Here is a 22,227-nt window from a genome sequence, read left to right as displayed (position 1 = left end):
CCTCACGCGGCGGCCGGAAGGGGCCGGCCCGGCGGGACGGCATACCCTGCTGGTGCGCCGGGCGGAAGCGCACGCTCCGCCGGGTCGCGGGATCCGCAAGCGAGGAGGACCACCGTGCTCGTACTGCTGCCACCGTCCGAGGGCAAGGCCGCCGGGGCGTCCGGCCCCGCGCTGGACCCGGGGGCGCTGTCGCTGCCGGGGCTGGCGGCGGCGCGGGAGGCGGTGCTGGCGGAGCTGGTGGAACTCTGCTCGGCCGACGAGGACAAGGCGCGCGAGGTGCTCGGGCTGAGCGAGGGGCTGCGCGGCGAGGTGGCGAGGAACGCCGCGCTGCGGGAGGCCCCGACGCGTCCGGCGGGCGAGGTCTACACCGGAGTGCTCTACGACGCGCTGGACCTGGCCACCCTGGACGCGGCGGCGCGGGAGCGGGCCGAGCGGTGGCTGCTGGTGTTCTCGGGGCTGTGGGGCGCGGTGCGGATCGGCGACCGCATCCCCTCCTACCGCTGCTCGGGCGGGGTGAGGCTGCCGGGGCTGGGCCCCCTGGGCCGGTACTGGCGGGAGCCGCTGGGGTCGGTGCTGCCCGAGGCGGCCGGCGACGGGCTGGTGCTGGACCTGCGGTCGGCGGCGTACGGGGCGATGTGGAAGCCGGGCGGAGAGCTCGCCGGGCGGACGGCGACGGTGCGGGTGCTGCAGTCGAAGGTCGTCGGCGGCGTGGAGAAGCGGTCGGTGGTCAGCCACTTCAACAAGGCCACCAAGGGCCGGATCGTCCGCGCGCTGCTGCGGGAGGGCACGGAACCGGACGGTCCGGCGGAGCTGGCGGAGGTGCTGCGCGGCCTGGGGTACGCGGTGGAGGTGGAGCCCCCGGCGAAGGGCGGGACGCCGTGGCGGCTGGACGTGGTGGTCACCGAGCTGTGAGCCGGGCCGGGCCGATCCGGGCCGATCCCGGCCGCTTCGCGCCACTCCGGGCCGCCCCGGTCCGCGAGCCCGGCGGATTGCACGGTGCGCAACGGCCGTTGCGGCAGGTGAGCGGGGTGGGCAGGATGGCCGCCATGACAGCCGCGCCCGTACCGCCCGTACCGCCCGCACCGCCCGCACCCGTGCCGTCCGTGCTCGCCCTGGGCCCGGTACTGCCGGTCGTCGTCCTCGACGACGACCGGGACCACGGCCCCGGGGCCGCCGTGCCCCTGGCGCGGGCGCTGGTGGCGGGCGGGCTGTCCGCGGTCGAGATCACCCTGCGGACGGAGGGCGCGGTGGAGGCCGTCCGCCGGATCACGGCGGAGGTGCCCGGGGCCGTGGTCGGCGCGGGCACGGTGCTCACCCCGGAGCAGGCGGCGGCGGCACGGGACGCCGGCGCCCGCTTCCTGGTCAGCCCGGGGTGCACGGACCGGCTGCTGGCGGCGGCGCGGGAGGTGGGCGTGCCCCTCCTGCCGGGGGTCTCGACCGCCTCGGAGGCCATGGCGCTGCTGGAGCGCGGCGTGACGGAGATGAAGTTCTTCCCGGCCCGCGCGGCGGGCGGCCCGGCGTACCTGGAGGCGCTGGCCTCGCCGCTGCCCCGGGCCCGCTTCTGCCCGACGGGCGGCATCGGCCCGGACTCGGCGGCGGACTACCTCGCGCTGCCCAACGTCGCCTGCGTGGGCGGCAGTTGGATGCTGCCGCCGGACGCGGTGCGGGCGCGGGACTGGGACCGGATCGAGCGCCTGGCCCGCGAGGCCGCCCGGCTGGGCGCCGCGGCGGTCGCGGGCACGGACGCGGGTGTCAGCGCAGGTGGGCCGTGTCGTTGAGCAGGCGCAGCGAGGCGTTGCCGTCCGCGTAGTACGCCACGGCCGACAGGGAGGCGGCCGACAGCTCCATGCGGAACAGCGCCTCGGGCGGTGCGCCCAGCGCCGTGCACGCCAGCACCTTGACCGGTGTGACGTGGGTGACCAGCAGCACGGTCCGGCCGGCGTACCGGGCCAGGATCCGGTCGCGGGCGGCCTCGACGCGGCGGATGACGGAGGCGAAGGACTCGCCGCCGGTGGGCGCGGCCTCGGACGAGGCGAGCCAGGCGTCCAGGTCGTCCGGGTGGCGCTCGCGCACCTCGGCGAAGGTCAGCCCCTCCCAGGCGCCGAAGTCGGCCTCGCGCAGGTCCTCGTCGATCTCGAACCCCAGGCCGAGCCGGTCGGCCACCACCCGTGCGGTCTGGCGGCAGCGCGTGAGCGGCGAGCTGACCACGTCCTGGACGGTGCCGCGCGCCGCGAGCGCGGCGGCCGCCGCCTCGGCCTGGCGCAGTCCGGCGGCCGACAGCTCCGGGTCGGTGCCGCCGCTGCCGGAGAACCGCTTGGACGGGGTGAGCGGGGTCTCGCCGTGGCGCAGCAGGACGAGGGTGGTGGGGGTGCCCATGTCGGCGGCGCCCCAGCCCATGGGGGGCGTGCCCAGGGCGGTGCCCAGGGCGCTGCCCGGAGCCGTGGGATCCGTCGTGCCCTCGAGCCGGGCCCGGTCCGCCTCGCGGGACCCGTAGGCGCCGCCGCGCCGCGACTGGCGCACGGCGGCCCGGGCCGCCGCCCTGGCGTCCACCGCGTGGGCGGTCCGGGCCGGGGATTCGCCGGGCGCCCCGGGGGCGGCCCCGGCCTCGTCCCGGGCGGCGAGTTCCGCGGTCGAGTCGGACGGCCGCCACGCCTCGCCGCGGCGGCCCGCGTCCATGGCCTCGTTCGCCAGCCGGTCGGCGTGCCGGTTCTCCTCGCGCGGGATCCACTGGTAGGTGACCGCGTCCGGCGGGAAGACGGACCCGGCCTCCAGCGCCAGGGGCCGCATGTCGGGATGCTTGATCTTCCAGCGGCCCGACATCTGCTCGACGACGAGCTTGGAGTCCATCCGGACGCGCACCGCGGCCTCCGGGTCGAGCGCGCGGGCCGCGCGCAGCCCGGCGATCAGGCCCCGGTACTCGGCGACGTTGTTGGTGGCGGTGCCGATGTACTCGGCCGCCTCCGACAGCGTCTGCCCGGTCTCGGCGTCGCGGACCACCGCGCCGTAGCCGGCCGGGCCCGGGTTGCCGCGGGAACCGCCGTCGGCCTCCACGACGAAGGTCCTGCGGGCCCCCGGCCGGTGCTGCGTCACAGTCCCGACTCGGGGGTGCGGACCAGGATCCGGCGGCAGTTCTCGCAGCGCACCACCGCGTCGGCCGGGGCCTGGCGGATCTCGTTCAGCTCGGTGATGTTCAGCTCCAGGCGGCAGCCCTCGCAGCGCCGCTGGAAGAGGCGGGCCGCGCCGACGCCGCCCTGCTGCTCGCGCAGCTTGTCGTAGAGCTTGATCAGGTCGGCCGGGATCGAGGAGGCCACGATCTGGCGCTCCTTGGTGACCGCGGCGGCCTCGGCGTCGATCTCCGCCAGCACCGCGTCGCGCCGCGCCACCGCGTCGTCGATCCTGGCCTGGACGGAGTCGGTCCGCTGGGCCAGCTCGGCCGAGCGCTCCTGGGCGGACTCGCGGCGCTCCATGATCTCCAGCACGATGTCCTCCAGGTCGCTCTGGCGCCGGGAGAGGGAGGCGATCTCCCGCTGGAGGTTCTCCAGGTCCTTCGGCGAGGTGACCGCGCCGGAGTCCAGGCGCTGCTGGTCGCGCGCGGCGCGCTTGCGCACCTGGTCGACGTCCTGCTCCGCCTTGGTCTGCTCGCGGGCGGTGTCGCTCTCCTCGGTCCGGGCGGCGACCAGCAGGTCGCGCACCTGGGAGAGGTCGGCGTTCAGTCCCTCGATCTCGGCGTGCTCCGGCAGGTTCCTGCGCCGGTGGGCGAGCTGGGTGAGCCGGACGTCGAGGGCCTGGAGGTCGAGGAGGCGGATCTGGTCGGCGGGCTCGGCGTTCAGTTGGGGGCTCCTGTGATGGTGGTGGGGGCGCCCTCCGCGGGGGCGGACGCCGCGTGGACGGTCCAGGGGTCGGTGACCGTGCGGGAGACGTGGACGCGCAGTCCCCAGCCGTGCCGCTCGGACACCGCGTCGAGCTGGGCGGCGGCCTGCTCGCACCAGGGCCACTCGGTGGCCCAGTGCGCGGCGTCCACCAGCGCCGGTCCCCCGTCGAGGGCTCCGCGCTGCACGGCCTCGGAGGCCGGGTGGTGGCGCAGGTCGGCGGTGACGTACGCGTCGGCGCCGGCCGCCCGCACCCGGTCGAGGAGGCTGTCGCCGGAGCCGCCGCAGACCGCGACGGTGCGGACCGGGCGGTCGGGGTCGCCCGCCGCCCGTACGCCCTGCGCGGTGGCGGGCAGCCGCGCGGCCACCCGCTCGGCGAAGCGGGCCAGCGGCTCGGGGGCGTCCAGCTCGCAGATCCGGCCCAGGCCGCGGCGGCCGGACGGATCGGCGGGGTCGGGCGCCAGCGGGCCGGTGATCCGCAGGCCGAGGGCCTCGGCGAGGGCGTCGGAGACGCCGGGGTCGGCGCGGTCGGCGTTGGTGTGCGCGACGTGCAGGGCGACGCCGGCCCGGATCAGGTCGTGCACGACGCGGCCCTTGAAGGTGCCGGCCGAGACCGTGGTGGTGCCGCGCAGGTAGAGGGGGTGGTGGGTCAGCAGCAGCCCGGCGCCGAGCCGCACCGCCTCCTCGGCGGTCTCCCGCACCGGGTCGACGGCGATCAGCACCCGGCTCACCTCGGCGCCGGGGTCTCCGCAGACCGTTCCGACGGCGTCCCACTGCTCGGCCCGCTCGGGGGGCCACAGTTCGTCGAGCGCGGCGATGACATCGGAGAGTGCGGGCACGGGTGAGAGGTTACCTGCCGTGCGGCCCCGCGCGCCGGGCCGCTCGGCCGGCCGTCCGCCGCCCGGCCGGGCGACCCGCCCTCCGCCCGGACACAGCACATCGGGCGCCGCTTCCCCGGGCGAACCCGCCTCCCGTCCCCCGTACGTGTGAAGGCACCCAACTCGGGCCGCCCGGAGGGGAGTACGAAAACTAGCGTCGTCACCGGAGGTGATGGCTCGATGACAGTCAGTGCCGTCGACGCCGCCCGGGGTGAGGGCGGAGGAACGGTGTACTCCGGCTCCGGCTTCACGATCGCCGCGGACGGCTCCTACGCGGCCCGGCTCGCGCCGGCCGGGGGAGGACGGGGCTGGACCCCGGAGCGCTGGACGCTGGACGGCCCGGAGCCGTACGCGGTCCCGCTGCCGGGGCCCCGGCCGGAGGGTCCGGGCACCGAGGTGCTGCCGCTGCCCGACGGCCGGGTGCTGATCTGCCGCGAGGCCGCCGGCCGCCACCACCTCGCGCTGCTCTACCCCACCGGCCCGTGCACCGGCGAGCTCCCGCTGGGCTCGGTGGGGGGCGGGCGCCTGCGGCTGCTGCCGCCCGCCCCGCGCGGCCCGCTGGTCCACGCGCTCGCGCCGGGCGAGCACAGCACGACGGTGTGGCTGGTGCACGGCGGCTCCTACGGCCCGGAGCCGGTCGCCGAGGTGCCCGGCCGCTGCTCGGGGGGCGCCTGGCTGGACCGCGAGGGGCGGCTGCTGGCGCTGGACCGCACCGACGCGGCGGGCGGCACCAAGACCGTCGCCGTCGACCTGGAGCGCGGCGGCGAGGTCTCCCCGCTGCTGCAGATCACCGACGACAGCGACGACCGGCTGCTGCTGGCCGATCCCGACAGCGGGCTGCTGCTCCTGCGCTCCGACGCGCCGGGCGAGACGCGGCTGGGCTGGGGCGTGCTCGGCAGCCACCGGCCCGTGCGCTTCCCCGACGCGCTGTGCCCGCCGGGCGTCGCGCTGACCCCGTTCGCCATCCAGCCCGGCCAGGCCCTCACCCCGGAGGGCTGCGCGGTGGCGCTGCGCGCGGACGGGCCGAACGGCACATGGGTGGCGGTGTGGCGGCCCGCCCAGCGGCGGCTGCGGCATCTGCCCGCCCCGGTGGGGTGGGTGCGCGGCGCGGGCCTGTGGACGGCGGACGGCGAGCTGAGGCTGCCGTACACCGGCGGCCAGACGCCGTGCGGGCTGGCCCGGATCACCCCCTCGCCCGCGGAGCCCGAGCCGCTGCCCCGGCAGCGCGCGGAGCGCGCCGCGGCGGAGGCCGGGGCTCCGCGGGCGGGCGGCGGGGCGGGGGCCGGCGGTCCGCTCGCGGTCCGGGCGGCGGCGTTCACCCCGGTGCCGCTCCAGCAGGCGCCGCTGGCCCGGACCGGGACGGAGCGAAGATCGTAGAACTACTACGATCTGGTCGGGTACGGAGGAAGACACCTCGATCCACGGAGTATTTCCGCGATGTCCCACACCCAGACCGAGACGAGCAGCGAGACGAGCGCCGAGACCGGCGAGCACCACGGCCGGCACCGCGGCCCGGCCGCCGTCGGCGAGGAGGCCCGCGTGCCCGCGCAGGGCCGCCACCGCCGCCCCGCACAGGGGGAGCGGCGGGAGGGCTGAGGCCCGCCCCGCTCCGGCCGCCCCTCCGGCCCCGGACGCCGTGACCTCCCACGGCGGCCGGGGCCTCTCCGCGCCCGGGCCGTACGCGGCTGCGTGCTCGGGGCCTCCGGGGGCTTCGGGGCTTCGGGGGCTCCGGGCTTCGGGCGGCATGCGGGCCGTGCGCGCCCGCGCCGGCGGTCCCACCCGCCTCACCGGCCCGGCGGCGCGTACGGCAGCATGGTGCGGCGACACCACAGGTCAGGCCAGGTGAGGACAGGACAGGCCAGGTCAGGTCAGAACAGGGAGGCCCACCGATGGATTCCGCAGCGGAGCCCGCGCCCGAGGTCCTCGCCGCGTTCGGCGCGGCGAAGGGCTTCATGCCCGCCGACGAGGGGCTGGCGCTGTACGCCGCCGCCGTCGACGCGGCGCGGCTGGGGCTGCCGCTGCTGGAGATCGGCACGTACTGCGGCCGCTCCACCATCCTGCTGGCCGACGCCGCCCGCCGGGCGGACGGCGACGTGACCGTCCTGACCCTCGACCACCACCGGGGCAGCGAGGAGCAGCAGCCGGGCTGGGAGTACCACGACCCCGAACTGGTCGATCCCGAGGTCGGGCTGATGGACACCCTCCCCTCCTTCCGCCGCACCCTGCACGCCGCCGGGCTGGAGGAGCACGTCGTCGCGCTCGTCGGCCGCTCGCCGCGGGTCGCGTCGGTGTGGGGCGGGCGGCTCGGGATGGTCTTCGTCGACGGCGGGCACACCGACGAGCACGCCCGGGCCGACTACGAGGGCTGGGCGCCGCATCTGGCCGAGGGCGGGCTGCTCGTCATCCACGACGTGTTCCCGGACCCGGCCGACGGCGGCCGGGCGCCGTACCGGATCTACCGCCGCGCGTTGGACTCCGGCGCCTTCGCCGAGGAACGGGCGGTCCGCTCGCTGCGCGTTCTGCGGCGTACGGGTCCGGGCCTCTGAGGCGCGGGGCTACGATCCCGGTCATGTCCCCCGGCCGACGGCTCTCCACCGTTCTCGTGGCCCTCGCGATCGTGCTCCCCGTCTGCCTGGCGGGCTGGTCGGCATGGCAGTCGGCGCGGCGGACGGACACCGGCCGCGCTCCCGGGGCGTCCTCCCCGACCGCCCCTCCCACCGGGTCCGCGGAGTCCGGGGGTCCCGGGTCGCCGGAGGGGAGCGGGGCTCCGGGCGGGGACGACGAGCCGCTGCGCGGCACGGTGGTGGTGCTCGATCCCGGACACAATCCGGGCAACCACCGGCACACCCGCGAGATCGCGCGCCGGGTCGACGTCGGCACGCACCGCAAGGAGTGCGACACCACCGGCACGGCCACGGACTCCGGCTACGCGGAGGCGTCCTTCACCCTGGACGTCGCGCGCCGCGCCCGCGCCATCCTCGAACGGCGGGGCGCCGAGGTGGAGTTCACCCACGACGGCGACCGCCCGTACGGGCCGTGCATCGACGAGCGCGCGCGGGCCGGGAACGAGGCGGGGGCCGACGCGGTGGTCTCCGTGCACGCCGACGGATCGGGCGAGGGCCACCGGGGCTTCCACGTCATCCTCCCGGCGCGGGTGAGGGAGGGCGCCGCCGACACCCGGCGGATCACCGGCCCCTCGCGCCGGCTGGGCGAGCACATCGCCGACGCCTTCGCCGGGGCCACCGGATCGGAGCCCGCCGGCTACCTGGGCCGCGCCGCGGCCGAGACCGGCCTGGTCACCCGCGGCGACCTGGGCGGGCTGAACCTCTCGCGGGTGCCCAAGGTCTTCCTGGAGTGCGGCAACATGCGTGATCCGCGCGAGGCCCGGCGCCTGACCGACCCGGCCTGGCGGGAGCGCGCGGCCCGCGGCATCGCCGACGGCCTCACGGCCTACCTGCGCGGTGAGCGGGACGGCGGGCGGGACGGTGAAGAGGCCGTGACGGACAGGGAGAACCCGCCGGACTCCGCGGGGCGTCCTTCCGTACGATAGGGCCCGCCCCCGTCTGACCAGACCATGACGAAACCGATTAAGGATATTACGTGAACATCCGCTCGCTCACCCGAAGCGATGGCGCGGTTATCGGAGCAGCGGTGCTGCTGTTCATCGCCTCGTTCCTCGCCTTCTTCAAGGCCGACGACTGCACGGAGAACTGCACGGTCAACAGCTGGGACTCCTCGCTCTTCCCCCTGCTGCCGACCGTGACGCTCGCCGCTCTGATCGCGGCCGCCCTGATCGCCGTCGGACGGATGATGCCCGGGGAGCGCAAGGTGGCCGGCCTCGGCCTCGACCAGTGGGGCACCGCGCTGGCGGTCTTCGTCGGCTGGGCGGCGCTGTGGTCGATGTTCGCCGACATCCTGCCGGACCCGGAGGACCAGGACCTCAACCGCGCTCTCGAACTGGGTGCGGGCGCCTGGCTGACCCTCATCGGCGGACTGCTCATGGCGGCCTTCGCCGTCCTGGGCAACACCGTGTCCGCGCTCAAGGCCCCGCTGCTGCCGGCCCCCTCCCCGCAGGCCCCGAACCCCTACGGTCCGGGCCCGCAGGGCGGCTACGGCTACCCCGGCGCCCAGCCGGGCCAGCCCGGCCAGCCCGGTCAGCCGCAGGGCGGCTACGGCTACCCGGGCGGCCCGCAGCCGGGTCAGCCCGGCCAGCCGGGGCAGCCGCACCAGCCGCACCAGCCGCACCAGCCCTACGGCGGCGGCCAGCCCGCGCCGCAGCAGCAGACGGCTCCGGCGGGCGGCGCTCCGGCCGACCCGGGCTTCCAGCCGTTCTGGTTCGCCGTGCCGGTCGCGCGGCCGCTGTTCGGCGAGGACGGCTCCCCCACCCCGGTCGCCGAACTGGCTCCGGGCACCTGGTACCTGGCGGTGGAGCAGCGCGGTCAGGCGCTGGTGGCGCAGACGCAGGACGGCCGCCGCGGCGTCCTGCAGGACACCTCGGGCATCCAGCGCGGCTGATCCCGCGCGACCGTGCCCGGCGGCACGGACACACCGCGAAGGCCCCCGTCCGGCACCGGGCGGGGGCCTTCGCCGCGGACGGGCCGCCTCATCCGGGGCGTGCCGCACCACTGGCCCCAAGTCTTCCGACTCGAACGTGAGTTGGGTTTGTGCGCTTGAGAACAGGCAATCCGGTCCCCATGGTGACCACCACGAGACGACGTCACGGAGGCAGCCACGCCGCCCTGGTGATCCGCGCGGTCGCGGACGTCATGGCGGCGATCATCGGCCTCTGGATCCTGCTGTACGTACTGGGCGCCAACCGCGGCAACGACCTGGTCGTCTTCGTCCACGACTCCGCCCGCTGGCTGGCGGGCTGGTCGTACGACCTCTTCGACCTCGAACCCGACTGGTTCCAGGTCCTGGTCAACTACGGGATCGCCGCCGTGACCTACCTGCTGGTGGGCCATCTGCTGGCCTCGCGCGTCCACCGCCACTGACCGGCGGCCCCGGGGGCGAGGCGGCCCGGCACGGGACGGCTCAGCAGCAGTCCGGTTCCAGTCCGGCCGGCAGCCGCTCGCCGCCGAAGACCGCCACCGTGGGCTCGTCGCCGCCGAGGGCCGCCACGGCCAGCAGCAGCGAGCCCGCGGTCCAGGAGGTCAGCTCCTCCGGCCAGAAGGCGTCGTCCTCGAAGACGTAGCCGGTCCAGTACATGCCGTCCTCGGCGCGCAGGTGCTGCATCCAGCGCAGGATCTCCAGCGCCCGGTCGGACTCCCCCATCACCCACAGGGCCAGGGCGAGTTCGGCGCTCTCCCCGCCGGTCACCCACGGATTGGGCAGCACGCAGCGCACGCCCAGGCCGGGGACGACGAAGCGGTCCCAGCCCTCCTCGATGCGCTCCTTGGCCGCGGGCCCGGTCACCGCGCCGCCCAGGACGGGGTAGTACCAGTCCATCGAGTAGCGGCCCTTGTCCAGGAAGCGCTCGGGGTGGCGGCGCACCGCGTGGCCCAGCCAGCCCAGCGCCAGCTCCCAGTCCGGCTGCGGCTCGCCGCGGTGCTCGGCCAGGGCGAGCGCGCAGCGCAGCGCCTGGTGGATGGAGGAGGAGCCGGTCAGCAGGGCGTCGGTGACGGGGGTGCCGTCGGCCTCCCGCTTCCAGCCGATCTGCCCGCCGGGCTGCTGGAGTCCCAGGACGAACTCGACGGCCGCCACGACCACCGGCCACATGCGGTCCACGAAGGTGTCGTCGCCGGTGGCGAGGTAGTGGTGCCACACCCCGACGGCGACGTAGGCGCAGAAGTTGGTCTCCTTGCCCAGGTCGGTGGGCCGGGCCGCGTCCCCGTCGGCGTAGGCGGCGTACCAGGAGCCGTCGGCGTTCTGGTGCTCGGCCAGCCAGCGGTAGGCGGCCCCGGCCCGCTCGTGCTCCCCGGCCGCGTCCAGCGCCATGGCGGCCTCGACGTGGTCCCAGGGGTCGAGGTGGTGGCCGCGGAACCACGGGATCGCGCCGTCCTCCCGCTGGAGGGCGGCGATGCCCGCCACGGTCCGCTCGGCCTGTTCGGCGGTCAGGACGCCGGGCAGGACGAGCCGTTCGGTGCGGCCCGGGCTCGTCACGCCGTCCCCTGACCGGAGACCGCGCCGGCGGGCAGGTGCGGCTTGGTGGCGTAGGCCACGAAGCTCTTGCCCATCACCGGGTTGAGGAGGTTCTCCGCGAGACGGGTGGCCAGCGGCTTCTTCATGATGTCCCAGACCAGCAGCTTGTGGTACGCGCGCACCGGCAGCGCGGCCTCGTCGCCGTCCCGGTCCACCCCGAAGGCGCACTTGAGCCACCAGTACGGGGAGTGCAGGGCGTGGGCGTGGTGGGTGCCGTACGGCTTCAGGCCCGCCCCGCGCATCTTCGCCAGCAGTTCGTGGGCCCGGTAGATGCGGATGTGGCCGCCCTCGACCTCGTGGTACGCGTCGGACAGCGTCCAGCAGACCTTCTCGGGGCCGTAGCGCGGCACGGTCACCGCGATCCGGCCGCCGGGGCGCAGCACCCGGACCATCTCGGCCAGGACGCCCTTGTCGTCGGGGATGTGTTCCATCACCTCGGAGACGATCACGGCGTCGAAGCTGTCGTCGGGGAAGGGCAGGGCCAGGGCGTCGCCCTCCATCGCGGTGGCCTCGGCGCCCGCCGGGGCCTCCCCGGCCTCCGCCATGGCGGCGAACCACTTGGCGACCTCGCGGATCTCCTCGCCGTTGCGGTCCAGCGCGACGACGCGGGCGCCGCGCCGGTAGCACTCGAAGGCATGGCGTCCGGCGCCGCACCCCAGGTCCAGGACCCGGTCCCCGGGGGCGAGCGGGAAGCGGGAGAAGTCCACGGTCAGCACTGGTGTCTGCCTTCCTCGGTGCGGTGCGGTGACGGGCCTGAAGCGGCGGGGCGGGGTCAGCGGACGGCGGTCGCGATCGCGGCGCGGTAGTGCTCCACCGTGCCGCGGGCGGCCTGTTCCCAGGTGAAGCGGCGCAGCACCCTCTCCCGTCCGGCCGCGCCCAGGCGTGCCCGCAGCCCCGCGTCGCCGAGCAGCCTGCCCAGCGCCGCGGCGAGCGCGCCCGCGTCGCCCGGCGGAACCGCCAGGCAGGTCTCGCCGTCGGGGCCCGCCACCTCGGGGATCGCGCCTCCGGTGGTGGCGACCAGCGGTGTGCCGGTGGCCATGGCCTCGGCCGCCGGCAGGGAGAAGCCCTCGTAGAGGGAGGGCACGCAGGCGATCCGGGCGCCGCGCACCAGGTCCGCCAGCTCCCGGTCGCTGATGCCCTTGACGAACTCCACCGCGCCGCCGAGCCCGTAGCGCTCCACGGCCTCGGCCACCGGGCCCTTCTCCGGGCGCTTGCCGACGACCACCAGGTGCGCGTCCTCGTGCTCGGTGCGGACCTTGGCCAGGGCCTCGACGAGGTGGACCAGCCCCTTGAGGGGGACGTCGGCGCTGGAGGTGGTGACGATGCGGCCGGGGACCTCGGGGACGGCGGGGTCGGGCGAGAACAGCCGGGTGTCGGCGCCGATGGGCACGACGTGGACGCGGTCGGGGCGCACCCCGAGGTCCTCGGTGATCTCCCGCCGGGAGGAGCCGGAGACGGTCAGCACGGTGGGCAGCCGCCGGGCGACGCGCTTCTGCATGCGGGTGAAACCGTACCAGCGGCGCACCGAGATCCGCCGCCGCCAGCCCTCGGCGGCCGCCAGGTCCAGCCGGCGGTCCACGGTGATGGGGTGGTGGACGGTGGTGACCAGGGGGAAGCCGATCCGCTCCAGGCCCAGGAGGCCGTAGCCGAGGGTCTGGTTGTCGTGGACGACGTCGAACTCGCCGCGCCGGGCGGCCAGGTGGCGGCGGGCGCGCAGCGAGAAGGTCAGCGGCTCGGGGAAGCCGCCGGTCCACATGGTGGCGACCTCCAGCGCGTCGATCCAGTCGCGGTACTCGTCGCGCCCCGGGGTGCGGAAGGGGTCGGGCTGCCGGTAGAGGTCGAGGCTGGGGAGCCGGGTGAGGGTGACCTCCCCCGCCAGTCCGTCCTCCTCGTCCAGGACCGGGTAGGGCTGGGCGCCGATCACCTCGACGCGGTGGCCGAGGCGGGCCAGCTCGCGCGACAGGTGGCGCACGTAGACGCCCTGGCCGCCGCAGAACGGGTTCCCCTTGTAGGTGAGCAGCGCGATCCGCAGCGGTCTGCCGCCGTCGGCGGCCTCGCCCGTCAGGGGTCCGGGCGCGGCGTCCCAGGTGGCCTCTGCCGTCACTCACGGCCCCCTTCTCGAAGTCCTCGCGGAGAGCTTCCGCCGGAGCGTAACCGCTCGCGTTAATCTAGAACAAGTTTCAAGGACGGCCCGGCCGCGTTCGGCTCGCGCCCCGGACGTGCCCGGTCCCGAGGGGCCGCACGGCCCCGGCCCGCAAGATTACCGGCCGGTAGAAGTCCCGGGCCGAACCGGTCCGGGTGATTCACGCCACGGCCCCCTCCTGCGAGGATGCGGTCCCCGGGCCGCCGCGGACGAGCCCGGCCCGTGCGGGGCCGCCGCGGCGGGGCCCGCACAGGCACGACGGGACAGACGGCAGGAGAGATGACGGCACACCCCAGCTCCCCCTCCGCCCCGCCGCTCACCGAGCGCCAGGAGGCACGCCGCCGCCGCATCCTGGACGCCAGCGCCGAACTGGCCCGGCGCGGGGGCTTCGGCGCGGTGCAGATGCGCGAGGTCGCCGAGTCCTCGAACGTCGCGCTCGGCACGCTCTACCGCTACTTCCCCTCCAAGGTCCACCTGCTGGTCGCCACCATGCACGACCAGTTGGAGCGGCTGCACGAGACCCTGCACCGGCGGCCGCCCGAGGAGCCGGAGCCCGCGGCACGGGTCGCCGTGACGCTGATGCGCGCCTTCCGCGCGCTCCAGCGGGACCCGAACCTGGCGGAGGCCATGGTGCGGGCGTTCACCTTCGCCGACCGCTCGGCCGGCGCGGAGGTCGACGCGGTCTCCCGGCTCACCACCGCGATCATCCTGGACGCCATGGGCACGGAGGGGGCGCCGACGCCGGAGCGGCTCTCGGTGGCCCGCGTCATCGCGCACACCTGGCACTCGACGCTGATCGGCTGGCTCTCCGGGCGGGCGTCGATCGAACAGGTCCGGGAGGACATCGAGACGGCGTGCGGACTGGTCACCTCGGCGGTGACCGGTGGGGGCGCGCCAGCCCTTCGCCCGGGCGGGCCGCACGCCCCCTGACCGCTTCCGGCCGCGGGTGCCCGGCGCCGGATGTCCGGCGCCGCGCGCCGTCGGGGACGGCGCCGCGGGCGCGGAACGGCACCGGTCCGCACCGCCGGGCGGCGGTGCGGACCGGTGCGGCGCAGTGCGGCGCGGTGGGTCCGGCGGTTGTTCCCGGGTCTGCCGGGTGTCTACCGGCCGGCCTGGAGCGCGCCCCAGGTGCCGCTGCCGGCGATGCCGTCCACGGCCAGGCCGCGGCTGCTCTGGTAGTCGCGCACGGCGGTCTCGGTGTTCGGACCGAAGGCGCCGTCGATGCCCACGGTGCGGCCGAGCGCGGCGGTCAGGGAGCGCTGGAGCCGCTCCACGTCGGCGCCCGAACTCCCCTGCCGCAGAACGGGCCTGGTGCCCGCCGACAGCAGGGCGGTCCAGGTGCGGGCGCCCACGACGCCGTCGGCGGTCAGCCCGCGGTTGCCCTGGAAGGCCCGCACGGCGCTCTCGGTGCCGGGGCCGAAGACGCCGTCCACCGTGCCGGCGTCGAAGCCGTTCTGGTTCAGCAGGTGCTGGGCGGCCTTCACCTGGGCGCCGGTCGAGCCGCTGCGCAGGGTGCCGTACGAGGTGAAGTTCAGCTGGACGGGGGCGGTGGCGTCGCCGTCGCGGACCAACTGCATGTAGTAGGTCCAGTTCCAGTTGGGGCCGGGGTCGGTGTGGTCGTTGCCCGGCACCTCGACGTGGCCGACGATGTGGGACCGGTCCTTGGGGATGCCGTAGCGGTCGCACAGGTGCCGGGTCAGCGCGGCCGAGGAGCGGTACATGGCGTCGGTGAACCAGGAGGGGTTGTCGACGTAGCCCTCGTGCTCGAGGCCGATGGAGTACGGGTTGCCGGACCTGGCGTGCCAGGCGGTGTCGCGGTCGCGGACGGTCTGCGTGACCTCCCCGTCGGAGGAGCGGATCACGTAGTGGGCGCTGACGTTGGAGCTGGGGTTCTGGAACCAGCTGATCGAGCCGGCGTACGAGCCCTGGGTGACGTGGACGACCACGTGGGTGATCGGCGCCGAGCGGCCCGGGGTGTAGTTGCTGGAGTGGGCCGGCACCCACCGCGCGGGCGGGTAGTCGGTGCTCAGCGCGCCGGTCCCGGAGGACGCCGGGGAGCCCGCCGGGCGGACCTCCGCGTAGCGGCCGAGCTCCGGCTCGGTGTCCCGGGGCCGTACGGTGACCCGCTCGCCGGCCGGGGTCAGGGCGCTGAAGCCGTCCTCCAGGAAGTCGTAGACGGCGTCGGCGTACAGCCGCGCCGTACCGGCGTCGTCCGCGCCGCCGTAGCGGGCCACCGCCGGGTACCAGGCGCCGGGGTCGCGGCGGTCGGCGGCGTCCAGCCCCAGCTCGTCGGCGTAGGAGCGCAGGACGGCGGCGCCGCCGAGGATGTTGGCGGCGGTGTCCTTCCTGAGGTCGGCGGCCGGTTCGCCGGTCAGTTCGGCGGCCTTCTCCAGCGTGCGGTGCGAGGGGTTGCTGACCAGGTGCATCACGCCGTAGCCGTTCGCGTGGCTGGGCGCGCCGCCGTGGCCGTCGAGGTGGGTCTCCCCGTAGCCCACCGCGACGAGCAGGTCGCGCGGCACCTGGAACTCCTCGGCCGCCTGGGCGAAGGCGCGGTTCATCGGGGCGCGCGGCGCCGGGTCGGCGGGGGCGGCACTGGCGGGCTGGCCCGTGGCGAGCAGCGCCGCGGCGGCCAGACCGCCGAGCACGGACGTGCCCGCCCGTCTCCAGGCCGTGGAACGTCGGAACATTCTTCCTCCCGGTCAGCATGTGCGTGGGGGGTGAGCATCCGCTGCTCGCTCACGCCGGTGGTCGGAAGGAATTCCTACCCTTGAAGTCATGGGCACGTCAAGAATTTTCCGGATGTTTCCGGCGCTTCCCTCTGCTGTTCGGGGGAAATTCCGCGCACGGCCCGGTAAAACCGCGAAAAGGGCGCCGATCCGCCCGGACAGCCGCCTCCGCCTGCGCGGACGACCCCCGGCGCGACCGTCCTCGCGCCGAGGGATTCCGCCCCCGGAGAGGGTGGCGGCTCCGCGCTACGCGCGTCAACGAAATACGCCGAGAAGGACGGGAATTCTTTGGTGTGAACCACTGGAAAAGACCGCGGGACAAACGGGGAACCGCGCCGGGCCGTACGGCCGCGCGGGCGGGGGCGGCGGCCCGGCCGCGCGGCGGGACGGCCCGGCGGCGCGGCGGACCGGTGGTGTGATCCCGCTCCCACCGGCGGCCGGGCGGAAGTCCGCGCCCGTTAGAGTGAGCCGGAGAACGTCCTGTGCCCGAACGGGGGAAGCCGGTGCGAATCCGGCGCTGACCCGCAACCGTGAGCAGGCGGACGCACCCGCGCCCGCCGTACAGCCGGAGCACCCGCCCGGGCACGAGAGGCTCCCGGAGCCGACGCGTCCGCCGCACGGCGGAGGCCCGGCCCCGGTCCGGCACCGTCGAGGAATGCGGAGCCGAGCCCGGTGTGCCCCGTGCGGTGAGCGCGGCCGGCCGGCCGCGCACGGCTGCGCCACGAGAAAGGCACCCGCCCATGTCCCTGCGCCGCACCGCCGCGGCCCTGGCCGCCTCCACCGTGCTCTGCGCGGTCGCGGCCCCCGTCGCCGCCGCCGACGAGTCGCCGTCCGCGCAGGCCCCGGCGCAGCAGGACCTGCCGTCCGGGCTGTACGGGAAGGACGACCCGCAGTACGACGGCGTGTGGCGCCAGTCGACGGCCCTGCTGGCCCAGGACGCGGCCGGGGTGGAGCCCGCGGGGAAGGCCGTGGACTGGCTGGCCGGGCAGCAGTGCGAGGACGGCTCCTTCGCCTCCTACCGCCCCGACCCCTCCGAGCCGTGCACCGCCGAGACCGTGGCCGACGTGAACGCCACGGCCGCCGCCGTCCAGGCGCTGGCCGCCCTCGGCGGCCACGGCGAGCGGGTGGAGCGGGCCGTGGAGTGGCTGAGGCTGGTCCAGAACGACGACGGCGGCTGGGGCTTCAACCCCGGCAGCCCCAGCGACGCCAACTCCGTCTCCGTCGTGATCGGCGCCCTGGCCGCGGCGGGCGAGGACCCGGCGGAGACGCTCTCGGCGAAGGAGGGGAAGTCGCCGTACGACTCCCTGCTCGGCTTCCAGCTCGGCTGCGACGCCGAGGAGGGCGAGCGCGGCGCCTTCGCGTACCAGCCCGACGAGAAGGGCCGCCTCGCCGCGAACGACGACGCCACGGCCGCGGCCGTGCTGGCCGCGCGGGGCGAGGGCCTGGCCGTCGAGCCCGGTGACGGGAGGGGCGGCGGGGCCGCGAAGGCCCTGGACTGCGGGGAGGACGGCGGGAAGAACGACGGCGAGCGCACCCCGGCCGAGGCGGCCGAGGCCGGCGCCGCCTATCTGACGGAGGTGCTGGAGGCGGGCGGCGGGCACCTGCGGTCCGCCATGCCCGGCGCCGAGGAGCAGCCGGACCACGGCAACACCGCCGACGCCGTGATCGCCCTGGCCGCGGGCGGCCACCGCGACGCCGCGGAGAGGTCCCTGGCCTGGCTGGAGAAGAACCTCGGGACGTGGGACAAGGCCACGACCAGCCCGGCCGCCCTGGGCCAGCTCGTCCTGGCCACCCGCGCCACCGGCGGCGACCCGGCCGACTTCGGCGGCGTGAACCTGGTCGAGCGGCTGAACGCCACCGGGCCGACCCCGGCCTCCGTCCCCGCCGGGGACGGGGACCGGAAGGGCGCGGCGGAGAAGGACGCCGGGAAGGACACCGGGAAGGACGGGAACGGCGCGCTGGTGACGTGGTCCCTCGTCGGCGCGGGCCTGGCCGCCGGCGCGGGCATCGGCTTCCTGGTCAGCAGCCGCAGGAGGCGGGCGAAGTGACCGCGCCGCGCGCCGCGTACGCCCTGCGCACCGCCCTGCTCACCACAGCGCTCACCGCCGTGCTCACCGCAGCGCTCGCCGCCGTCCTGCCGGTGGTGGCCGCGGCGCCCGCGCACGCCGCGGGCTACCGCTACTGGTCCTTCTGGGAGCGCGACGGCGACCGGTGGTCGTACGCCACGCAGGGCCCGGGCACGCTGCGGCCCGAGGACGGCGCCGTGCTGGGCTTCCGGTTCGCGGTGAGCGAGAACTCCGCCGAGGCCGACACCCCGCGCGGGGCGGGCGACTTCGCGGAGATCTGCGGCGGCACCGGGCCCGAGGCGGGGACCAAGCGGATCGCGCTGAGCGTGGACTTCGGCACCCGGGCCGACGCGCCCGAGGGCGAGGTCCCGCCCGCGCGCCGCGCGGCCTGCGCGCGCGTCCCCGAGGACGGGACCGCCGCCGAGGCGCTGGCCGCCGTGCTGAAGCCGCTGCGGTACGACTCCGGTTCGCTGCTGTGCGCCATCGCGGGCTATCCGCGCACCGGCTGCGGCGAGCAGGTCTCCGACCGCTCCGCCCCCGGGACGCCGACGCCGGCCGGCGCCTCCGGAGACCCCGGTGAGCGCGGCGCCCCCGAGTCCGGCGGCCCCTCCGCGGGCCTGGTCGGCGGCGTCGCCGCCGTCGCCGCGCTCGGCGCCGCGGCCGTCTGGCAGGCCCGCCGGCGCCGGTCATGACCCTCCGCCGGGCCCTCGCCGCCCTGCGCGCCCCGCGTGCGACGCGCTCCAACGCGCTGCACGCGGGCGCGTGGTGGCTGTGGGCGCTGGGGCTGGCCACGGCCGCGTCGCGCACCACCAACCCGCTGCTGCTGGCGCTGATCGTCGCCGTCACGGGATACGTCGTCGCGGCCCGCCGCACCGACGCGCCCTGGGCGCGCGGCTACGGCGCCTTCCTGCGGATCGCCCTGGTGGTGCTGGCGATCCGGCTGGTCTTCGCCGTCGTCCTCGGCTCCCCGATCCCCGGCACCACCGTGCTGTTCACCCTCCCCGAGGTACCGCTGCCCGACTGGGCGCGGGGGGTGCGGATCGGCGGCCGGGTCACGGCCGAGGGGCTGGCGTTCGCGCTGCGCGACGGGCTGAAGCTGGCCACCATGCTGGTGTGCGTCGGCGCGGCCAACGCCCTGGCCAACCCCGCCCGGCTGCTCAAGTCCCTGCCCGCCGCGCTGTACGAGGCGGGGATGGCGGTGGTCGTGGCGATGACGTTCGCGCCGCACCTGATCGCCGACGTCCGGCGGCTGCGGGCCGCCCGCCGGCTGCGCGGCCGCGACGACAGGGGCGTCGGGGCGGTGCTGCGGATCGGGCTGCCGGTCCTGGAGGGCGCCCTGGAGCGCTCGGTGGCGCTGGCCGCCTCCATGGACGCGCGCGGCTACGGCCGTACCGCCCGGGTGCCGCCCGCCGTGCGCCGCACCACCACCGCCCTCACCCTGGGCGGGCTGCTGGGCGTGTGCGCCGGGACGTACGGGCTGCTGGCCGCCCGGGGCGCGGTCTACGGCCTGCCGGTGCTCCTGCTCGGGCTGGCCGCCGCGCTCGGCGGACTGCGGCTGGGCGGACGCCGCGCGGTGCGCAGCCGCTACCGGCCCGACCGCTGGGGGGCGCGCGCCTGGCTGGTGTCGGCGTCCGGCGCGGCGGTCGGCGCGGCCGTGGTCTGGGCCGCCTCCCGCTTCCCGGCGGCCCTCGACCCGCCCCCGGTGCCGCTGACCGCGCCCGAACTGCCGCTGTGGCCCGCGGCGGCCGTGCTGGCCGGGCTGCTGCCGGCCTTCGTCGCCCCCGTACCCGCCCCCCGAACCGACACCGACGCCGGGTCCGTCTCCCGCACCGGGCAGAACCCGCCGGCGAAGGAGACGACCCGCGCATGATCCGCTTCGACCAGGTCTCCGTCACCTACGGGGACGCCTCCGCCCCCGTCGTGCACGGGGTGGACCTCACCGTGCCCGAGGGCGAGCTGGTGCTCCTCGTCGGCCCGTCCGGCGTGGGCAAGTCCACGCTGCTGGGCACCGTCTCCGGGCTGGTGCCGCACTTCACCGGCGGCACCCTGCACGGCCGGGTGACCGTGGACGGCCGCGACACCCGCGACCACAGGCCGCGCGAACTGGCCGACGTGGTCGGCACCGTGGGCCAGGACCCGCTCGCGCACTTCGTCACCGACACCGTCGAGGACGAACTCGCCTACGGCATGGAGTCCCTGGGCCTGCCGCCCGCCACCATGCGCCGCCGCGTCGAGGAGACCCTGGACCTGCTGGGCCTGGCCGACCTGCGCGAACGCCCCGTCGCCACCCTCTCGGGCGGGCAGATGCAGCGCGTCGCCATCGGCTCGGTGCTGACCACCCATCCGAAGGTGCTGGTGCTGGACGAGCCGACCTCCGCGCTCGACCCGGCCGCCGCCGAGGAGGTGCTGGCCGTCCTCCAGCGGCTGGTCCACGACCTGGGCACCACCGTGCTGATGGCCGAGCACCGCCTGGAGCGCGTGGTGCAGTACGCGGACCGGGTGCTGCTGCTGCCCGCGCCCGGCGCCGCGCCCGTCCTGGGCGACCCGGCCGAGGTGATGGCGCTCTCGCCGGTCCACCCGCCCGTCGTCGCCCTGGGGCGGCTGGCCGGCTGGTCCCCGCTGCCGCTGTCGGTGCGGGACGCGCGCCGCCGGGCGGCGGGCCTGCGGAAGCGGCTGGAACCGCTGGAGCCGCTGGAACCGTCCGCCGCCCGCACCGGGCCCGCGGGCGGCGGGCCGCTGGCCGAGGTCTCCGCGCTCTCCGTCCACCGCGGCCGGACCGCCGCCCTGCGGGCGGTGGACCTGGTGGTGCGGCCGGGCGAGACGGTCGCGCTGATGGGCCGCAACGGCGCGGGCAAGTCCACCCTGCTGAACACCCTGATGGGGATGCACGAGCCCGCGCGCGGCACGGTGCGCCTGGGCGGCGGCCCCGGCGGCCCCGGCGGTCCCGTCGTGCCGCACCGCACCCGGCCCGCCGAACTGCTGCGCCACGTCGGCCTGGTGCCGCAGGACCCGCGCGACCTGCTGTACGCGGACACCGTCGCGGCCGAGTGCGCCGGCGCGGACCGGGACGCGGGCGCCGAGCCCGGCACCTGCCGCGCCCTGGTGTCCTCCCTGCTGCCGGACGTCTCCGACGGCACCCATCCGCGCGATCTGTCGGAGGGCCAGCGCCTGGCCCTGGCGCTGGCCGTCGTCCTCACCGCCGCCCCTCCCCTGCTGCTCCTGGACGAGCCGACGCGCGGCCTGGACTACGCGGCGAAGGAGCGGCTGACCGGGGTGCTGCGCGCGCTGGCGGACGACGGCCACGCGATCGTCCTGGCCACCCACGACGTCGAACTCGCCGCCGAACTCGCCCGCCGCGTGGTGGTCCTGGCCGAGGGCGAGGTCGTCGCGGACGGCCCGAGCGCCGAGGTCGTCACCTCCTCCCCCGCCTTCGCCCCGCAGACCGCGAAGATCCTCGCCCCGCAGCGCTGGCTGACGGCCGGCCAGGTGCGGGCGGCCCTGGAGAAGACGGGAGCGGGCACGTGACCCCCGCGAGCCGCCCCGCCGGCCCCGGCCGCCCCGGCCGCCAGGTGCGGGCCGTACGGCTCGGGCCGCGCTCCGCCGCGGCGCTCGGCATCGTCTCGGCCATCGGCGTGGCCGCCTTCGGCTGGCCGCTGCTGGCCGACTCCGCCTCCGGACTGGCCCACTCCCGGGACGCGCCCTGGCTGTTCGCGGCGCTGCTGCCGCTGCTGCTGGCGGTGGCGGTGGCGGCCGTCGCGGACACCGGGCTGGACGCCAAGGCCGTCGCGATGCTCGGCGTGCTGGCCGCCGTGGGCGCCGCGCTGCGCCCGCTGGGGGCGGGCACGGCGGGGCTGGAGCCGATGTTCTTCCTGATGGTGCTCTCCGGCCGGGTCCTGGGGCCGGGCTTCGGGTTCGTCCTGGGCGCGGTGTCGATGTTCGCCTCGGCGCTGCTGACCGGCGGGGTCGGGCCGTGGCTGCCGTTCCAGATGCTGTCGATGGGCTGGGTGGCGATGGGCGCGGGCCTGCTGCCCGGGCCCCACCGGCTGCGCGGGCGGCCGGAGCTGGCGCTGCTCGCCGCGTACGGGGCCGTCGCCTCGGTGCTGTACGGCGTGGTGATGAACCTCCAGGGCTGGCCGTACATCGGCGGCTTGGCCACCGGGATCTCCCATGTCCCGGAGGACGCGCTGGAGGTGAAGCTGGCCAAGTTCGCCGCCTACGTCCTGGCCACCTCCCTCGGCTGGGACCTGCCGCGCGCCCTGCTGACCGTGGTGCTCACCCTCGTTCTGGGCGGCACGGTGCTGCGGGCGCTGCGCCGCGCCACGCGGCGGGCGGCGTTCGACGCGCCGGTGGCGTTCACCAGCGCTCCGTTTGCGGGGAGCGAGGGCGGCAACGCGGAGAGTTGAC

At 76.5% G+C, this 22,227-nt stretch carries 21 protein-coding genes and 1 riboswitch; of the genes, 14 read left to right on the top strand and 7 right to left on the bottom strand.

The window, feature by feature from the left end; genetic code table 11:
• Positions 1 to 114: 114 nt before the first annotated feature.
• Both yaaA and eda read left to right on the top strand, forming a co-directional pair.
• Positions 115 to 912 carry a peroxide stress protein YaaA gene (yaaA, locus tag QC029_RS06340; protein ID WP_279554419.1) on the top strand — a complete coding sequence of 266 codons (798 nt, stop codon included), beginning with the start codon at positions 115 to 117 and terminating at the stop codon, positions 910 to 912.
• A 134-nt stretch (positions 913 to 1,046) separates the two neighbouring features.
• Positions 1,047 to 1,778 carry a bifunctional 4-hydroxy-2-oxoglutarate aldolase/2-dehydro-3-deoxy-phosphogluconate aldolase gene (eda, locus tag QC029_RS06335; RefSeq protein ID WP_279554418.1) on the top strand — a complete coding sequence of 244 codons (732 nt, stop codon included), beginning with the start codon at positions 1,047 to 1,049 and terminating at the stop codon, positions 1,776 to 1,778.
• On the opposite strand, the gene QC029_RS06330 is transcribed toward eda, so the two are convergent.
• From QC029_RS06330 to QC029_RS06320, 3 genes are read right to left on the bottom strand one after another with little or no spacing between them, the layout of a single operon-like run.
• Positions 1,753 to 3,090, bottom strand: coding sequence for a bifunctional RNase H/acid phosphatase (locus QC029_RS06330; protein WP_279554416.1), 1,338 nt, complete (start codon positions 3,088 to 3,090; stop codon positions 1,753 to 1,755). The genes eda and QC029_RS06330 overlap by 26 nt on opposite strands.
• Positions 3,087 to 3,830 carry a C4-type zinc ribbon domain-containing protein gene (locus QC029_RS06325; RefSeq protein WP_279554491.1) on the bottom strand — a complete coding sequence of 248 codons (744 nt, stop codon included), beginning with the start codon at positions 3,828 to 3,830 and terminating at the stop codon, positions 3,087 to 3,089. The genes QC029_RS06330 and QC029_RS06325 overlap by 4 nt, the downstream gene beginning before the upstream one ends.
• Positions 3,827 to 4,708, bottom strand: coding sequence for a Nif3-like dinuclear metal center hexameric protein (locus QC029_RS06320; RefSeq protein WP_279554414.1), 882 nt, complete (start codon positions 4,706 to 4,708; stop codon positions 3,827 to 3,829). The genes QC029_RS06325 and QC029_RS06320 overlap by 4 nt, the downstream gene beginning before the upstream one ends.
• Positions 4,709 to 4,927: 219 nt before the next feature.
• On the opposite strand from QC029_RS06320, the gene QC029_RS06315 reads away from it, so the two are divergent.
• The 6 genes from QC029_RS06315 to QC029_RS06290 all read left to right on the top strand — a co-directional run bounded on the left by QC029_RS06315 (position 4,928) and on the right by QC029_RS06290 (position 9,741).
• Entirely contained in the window at positions 4,928 to 6,124 is a 1,197-nt protein-coding gene (locus QC029_RS06315; protein ID WP_279554413.1) for a hypothetical protein, read from the top strand.
• Between the two features lie 60 nt (positions 6,125 to 6,184).
• The gene (locus QC029_RS06310) at positions 6,185 to 6,343 is read left to right on the top strand and encodes a hypothetical protein (RefSeq protein WP_279554411.1); all 159 of its coding nucleotides are present in this window, start codon (positions 6,185 to 6,187) and stop codon (positions 6,341 to 6,343) included.
• Positions 6,344 to 6,636: 293 nt separating this feature from the next.
• The gene (locus QC029_RS06305) at positions 6,637 to 7,293 is read left to right on the top strand and encodes a class I SAM-dependent methyltransferase (protein ID WP_279554409.1); all 657 of its coding nucleotides are present in this window, start codon (positions 6,637 to 6,639) and stop codon (positions 7,291 to 7,293) included.
• Between the two features lie 23 nt (positions 7,294 to 7,316).
• Positions 7,317 to 8,297 (top strand): N-acetylmuramoyl-L-alanine amidase, encoded by a 981-nt coding sequence (locus QC029_RS06300; protein WP_279554408.1) that lies wholly within the window; start codon positions 7,317 to 7,319, stop codon positions 8,295 to 8,297.
• Between the two features lie 50 nt (positions 8,298 to 8,347).
• Entirely contained in the window at positions 8,348 to 9,262 is a 915-nt protein-coding gene (locus tag QC029_RS06295; RefSeq protein WP_279554407.1) for a DUF5336 domain-containing protein, read from the top strand.
• 179 nt (positions 9,263 to 9,441) lie between these two features.
• Positions 9,442 to 9,741, top strand: coding sequence for a hypothetical protein (locus tag QC029_RS06290; RefSeq protein WP_279554405.1), 300 nt, complete (start codon positions 9,442 to 9,444; stop codon positions 9,739 to 9,741).
• A 40-nt stretch (positions 9,742 to 9,781) separates the two neighbouring features.
• On the opposite strand, the gene QC029_RS06285 is transcribed toward QC029_RS06290, so the two are convergent.
• From QC029_RS06285 to QC029_RS06275, 3 genes are read right to left on the bottom strand one after another with little or no spacing between them, the layout of a single operon-like run.
• Entirely contained in the window at positions 9,782 to 10,849 is a 1,068-nt protein-coding gene (locus QC029_RS06285; protein WP_279554403.1) for a prenyltransferase, read from the bottom strand.
• Positions 10,846 to 11,604 (bottom strand): class I SAM-dependent methyltransferase, encoded by a 759-nt coding sequence (locus QC029_RS06280; RefSeq protein ID WP_279554402.1) that lies wholly within the window; start codon positions 11,602 to 11,604, stop codon positions 10,846 to 10,848. Before QC029_RS06280 ends, QC029_RS06285 begins: the two co-directional genes overlap by 4 nt.
• Before the next feature lie 56 nt (positions 11,605 to 11,660).
• The gene (locus tag QC029_RS06275; protein ID WP_279554401.1) at positions 11,661 to 12,992 is read right to left on the bottom strand and encodes a glycosyltransferase family 4 protein; all 1,332 of its coding nucleotides are present in this window, start codon (positions 12,990 to 12,992) and stop codon (positions 11,661 to 11,663) included.
• Positions 12,993 to 13,310: 318 nt separating this feature from the next.
• On the opposite strand from QC029_RS06275, the gene QC029_RS06270 reads away from it, so the two are divergent.
• Complete coding sequence (locus QC029_RS06270; RefSeq protein WP_279554400.1) at positions 13,311 to 13,961, top strand: TetR family transcriptional regulator; 651 nt, start codon at positions 13,311 to 13,313, stop codon at positions 13,959 to 13,961.
• 170 nt (positions 13,962 to 14,131) lie between these two features.
• Here QC029_RS06270 and QC029_RS06265 read toward each other — a convergent pair whose 3' ends face one another.
• Positions 14,132 to 15,718 carry a peptidoglycan-binding protein gene (locus QC029_RS06265; protein WP_279554399.1) on the bottom strand — a complete coding sequence of 529 codons (1,587 nt, stop codon included), beginning with the start codon at positions 15,716 to 15,718 and terminating at the stop codon, positions 14,132 to 14,134.
• A gap of 497 nt (positions 15,719 to 16,215) precedes the next feature.
• Positions 16,216 to 16,328: riboswitch (cobalamin riboswitch) on the top strand.
• A gap of 169 nt (positions 16,329 to 16,497) precedes the next feature.
• Between QC029_RS06265 and QC029_RS06260 the strand changes: the two genes are divergently transcribed.
• Genes QC029_RS06260 through QC029_RS06240 form a run of 5 tightly spaced genes read left to right on the top strand, consistent with a single transcriptional unit; the run spans position 16,498 to position 22,226 of the window.
• Complete coding sequence (locus QC029_RS06260) at positions 16,498 to 17,805, top strand: prenyltransferase/squalene oxidase repeat-containing protein (RefSeq protein ID WP_279554398.1); 1,308 nt, start codon at positions 16,498 to 16,500, stop codon at positions 17,803 to 17,805.
• A 59-nt stretch (positions 17,806 to 17,864) separates the two neighbouring features.
• On the top strand, positions 17,865 to 18,515 hold the full coding sequence (locus QC029_RS06255; RefSeq protein WP_279554490.1) for an SCO2322 family protein: 651 nt from the start codon (positions 17,865 to 17,867) through the stop codon (positions 18,513 to 18,515).
• Positions 18,512 to 19,693 carry an energy-coupling factor transporter transmembrane component T gene (locus QC029_RS06250; protein ID WP_279554396.1) on the top strand — a complete coding sequence of 394 codons (1,182 nt, stop codon included), beginning with the start codon at positions 18,512 to 18,514 and terminating at the stop codon, positions 19,691 to 19,693. The genes QC029_RS06255 and QC029_RS06250 overlap by 4 nt, the downstream gene beginning before the upstream one ends.
• The gene (locus QC029_RS06245; protein ID WP_279554395.1) at positions 19,690 to 21,348 is read left to right on the top strand and encodes an ABC transporter ATP-binding protein; all 1,659 of its coding nucleotides are present in this window, start codon (positions 19,690 to 19,692) and stop codon (positions 21,346 to 21,348) included. Before QC029_RS06250 ends, QC029_RS06245 begins: the two co-directional genes overlap by 4 nt.
• Positions 21,345 to 22,226: an ECF transporter S component gene (locus tag QC029_RS06240; RefSeq protein ID WP_279554394.1), complete on the top strand. Its 882-nt coding sequence runs from the start codon at positions 21,345 to 21,347 to the stop codon at positions 22,224 to 22,226. Before QC029_RS06245 ends, QC029_RS06240 begins: the two co-directional genes overlap by 4 nt.
• Position 22,227: the final 1 nt, after the last annotated feature.

Origin of the sequence: Streptomyces sp. DH37, from assembly GCF_029813835.1 — a bacterium.
Classification (GTDB): Bacteria; Actinomycetota; Actinomycetes; order Streptomycetales; family Streptomycetaceae; genus Streptomyces.
Note: the sequence above shows the minus strand (reverse complement) of the source record. Positions and strands in the feature narration are given on the sequence as shown.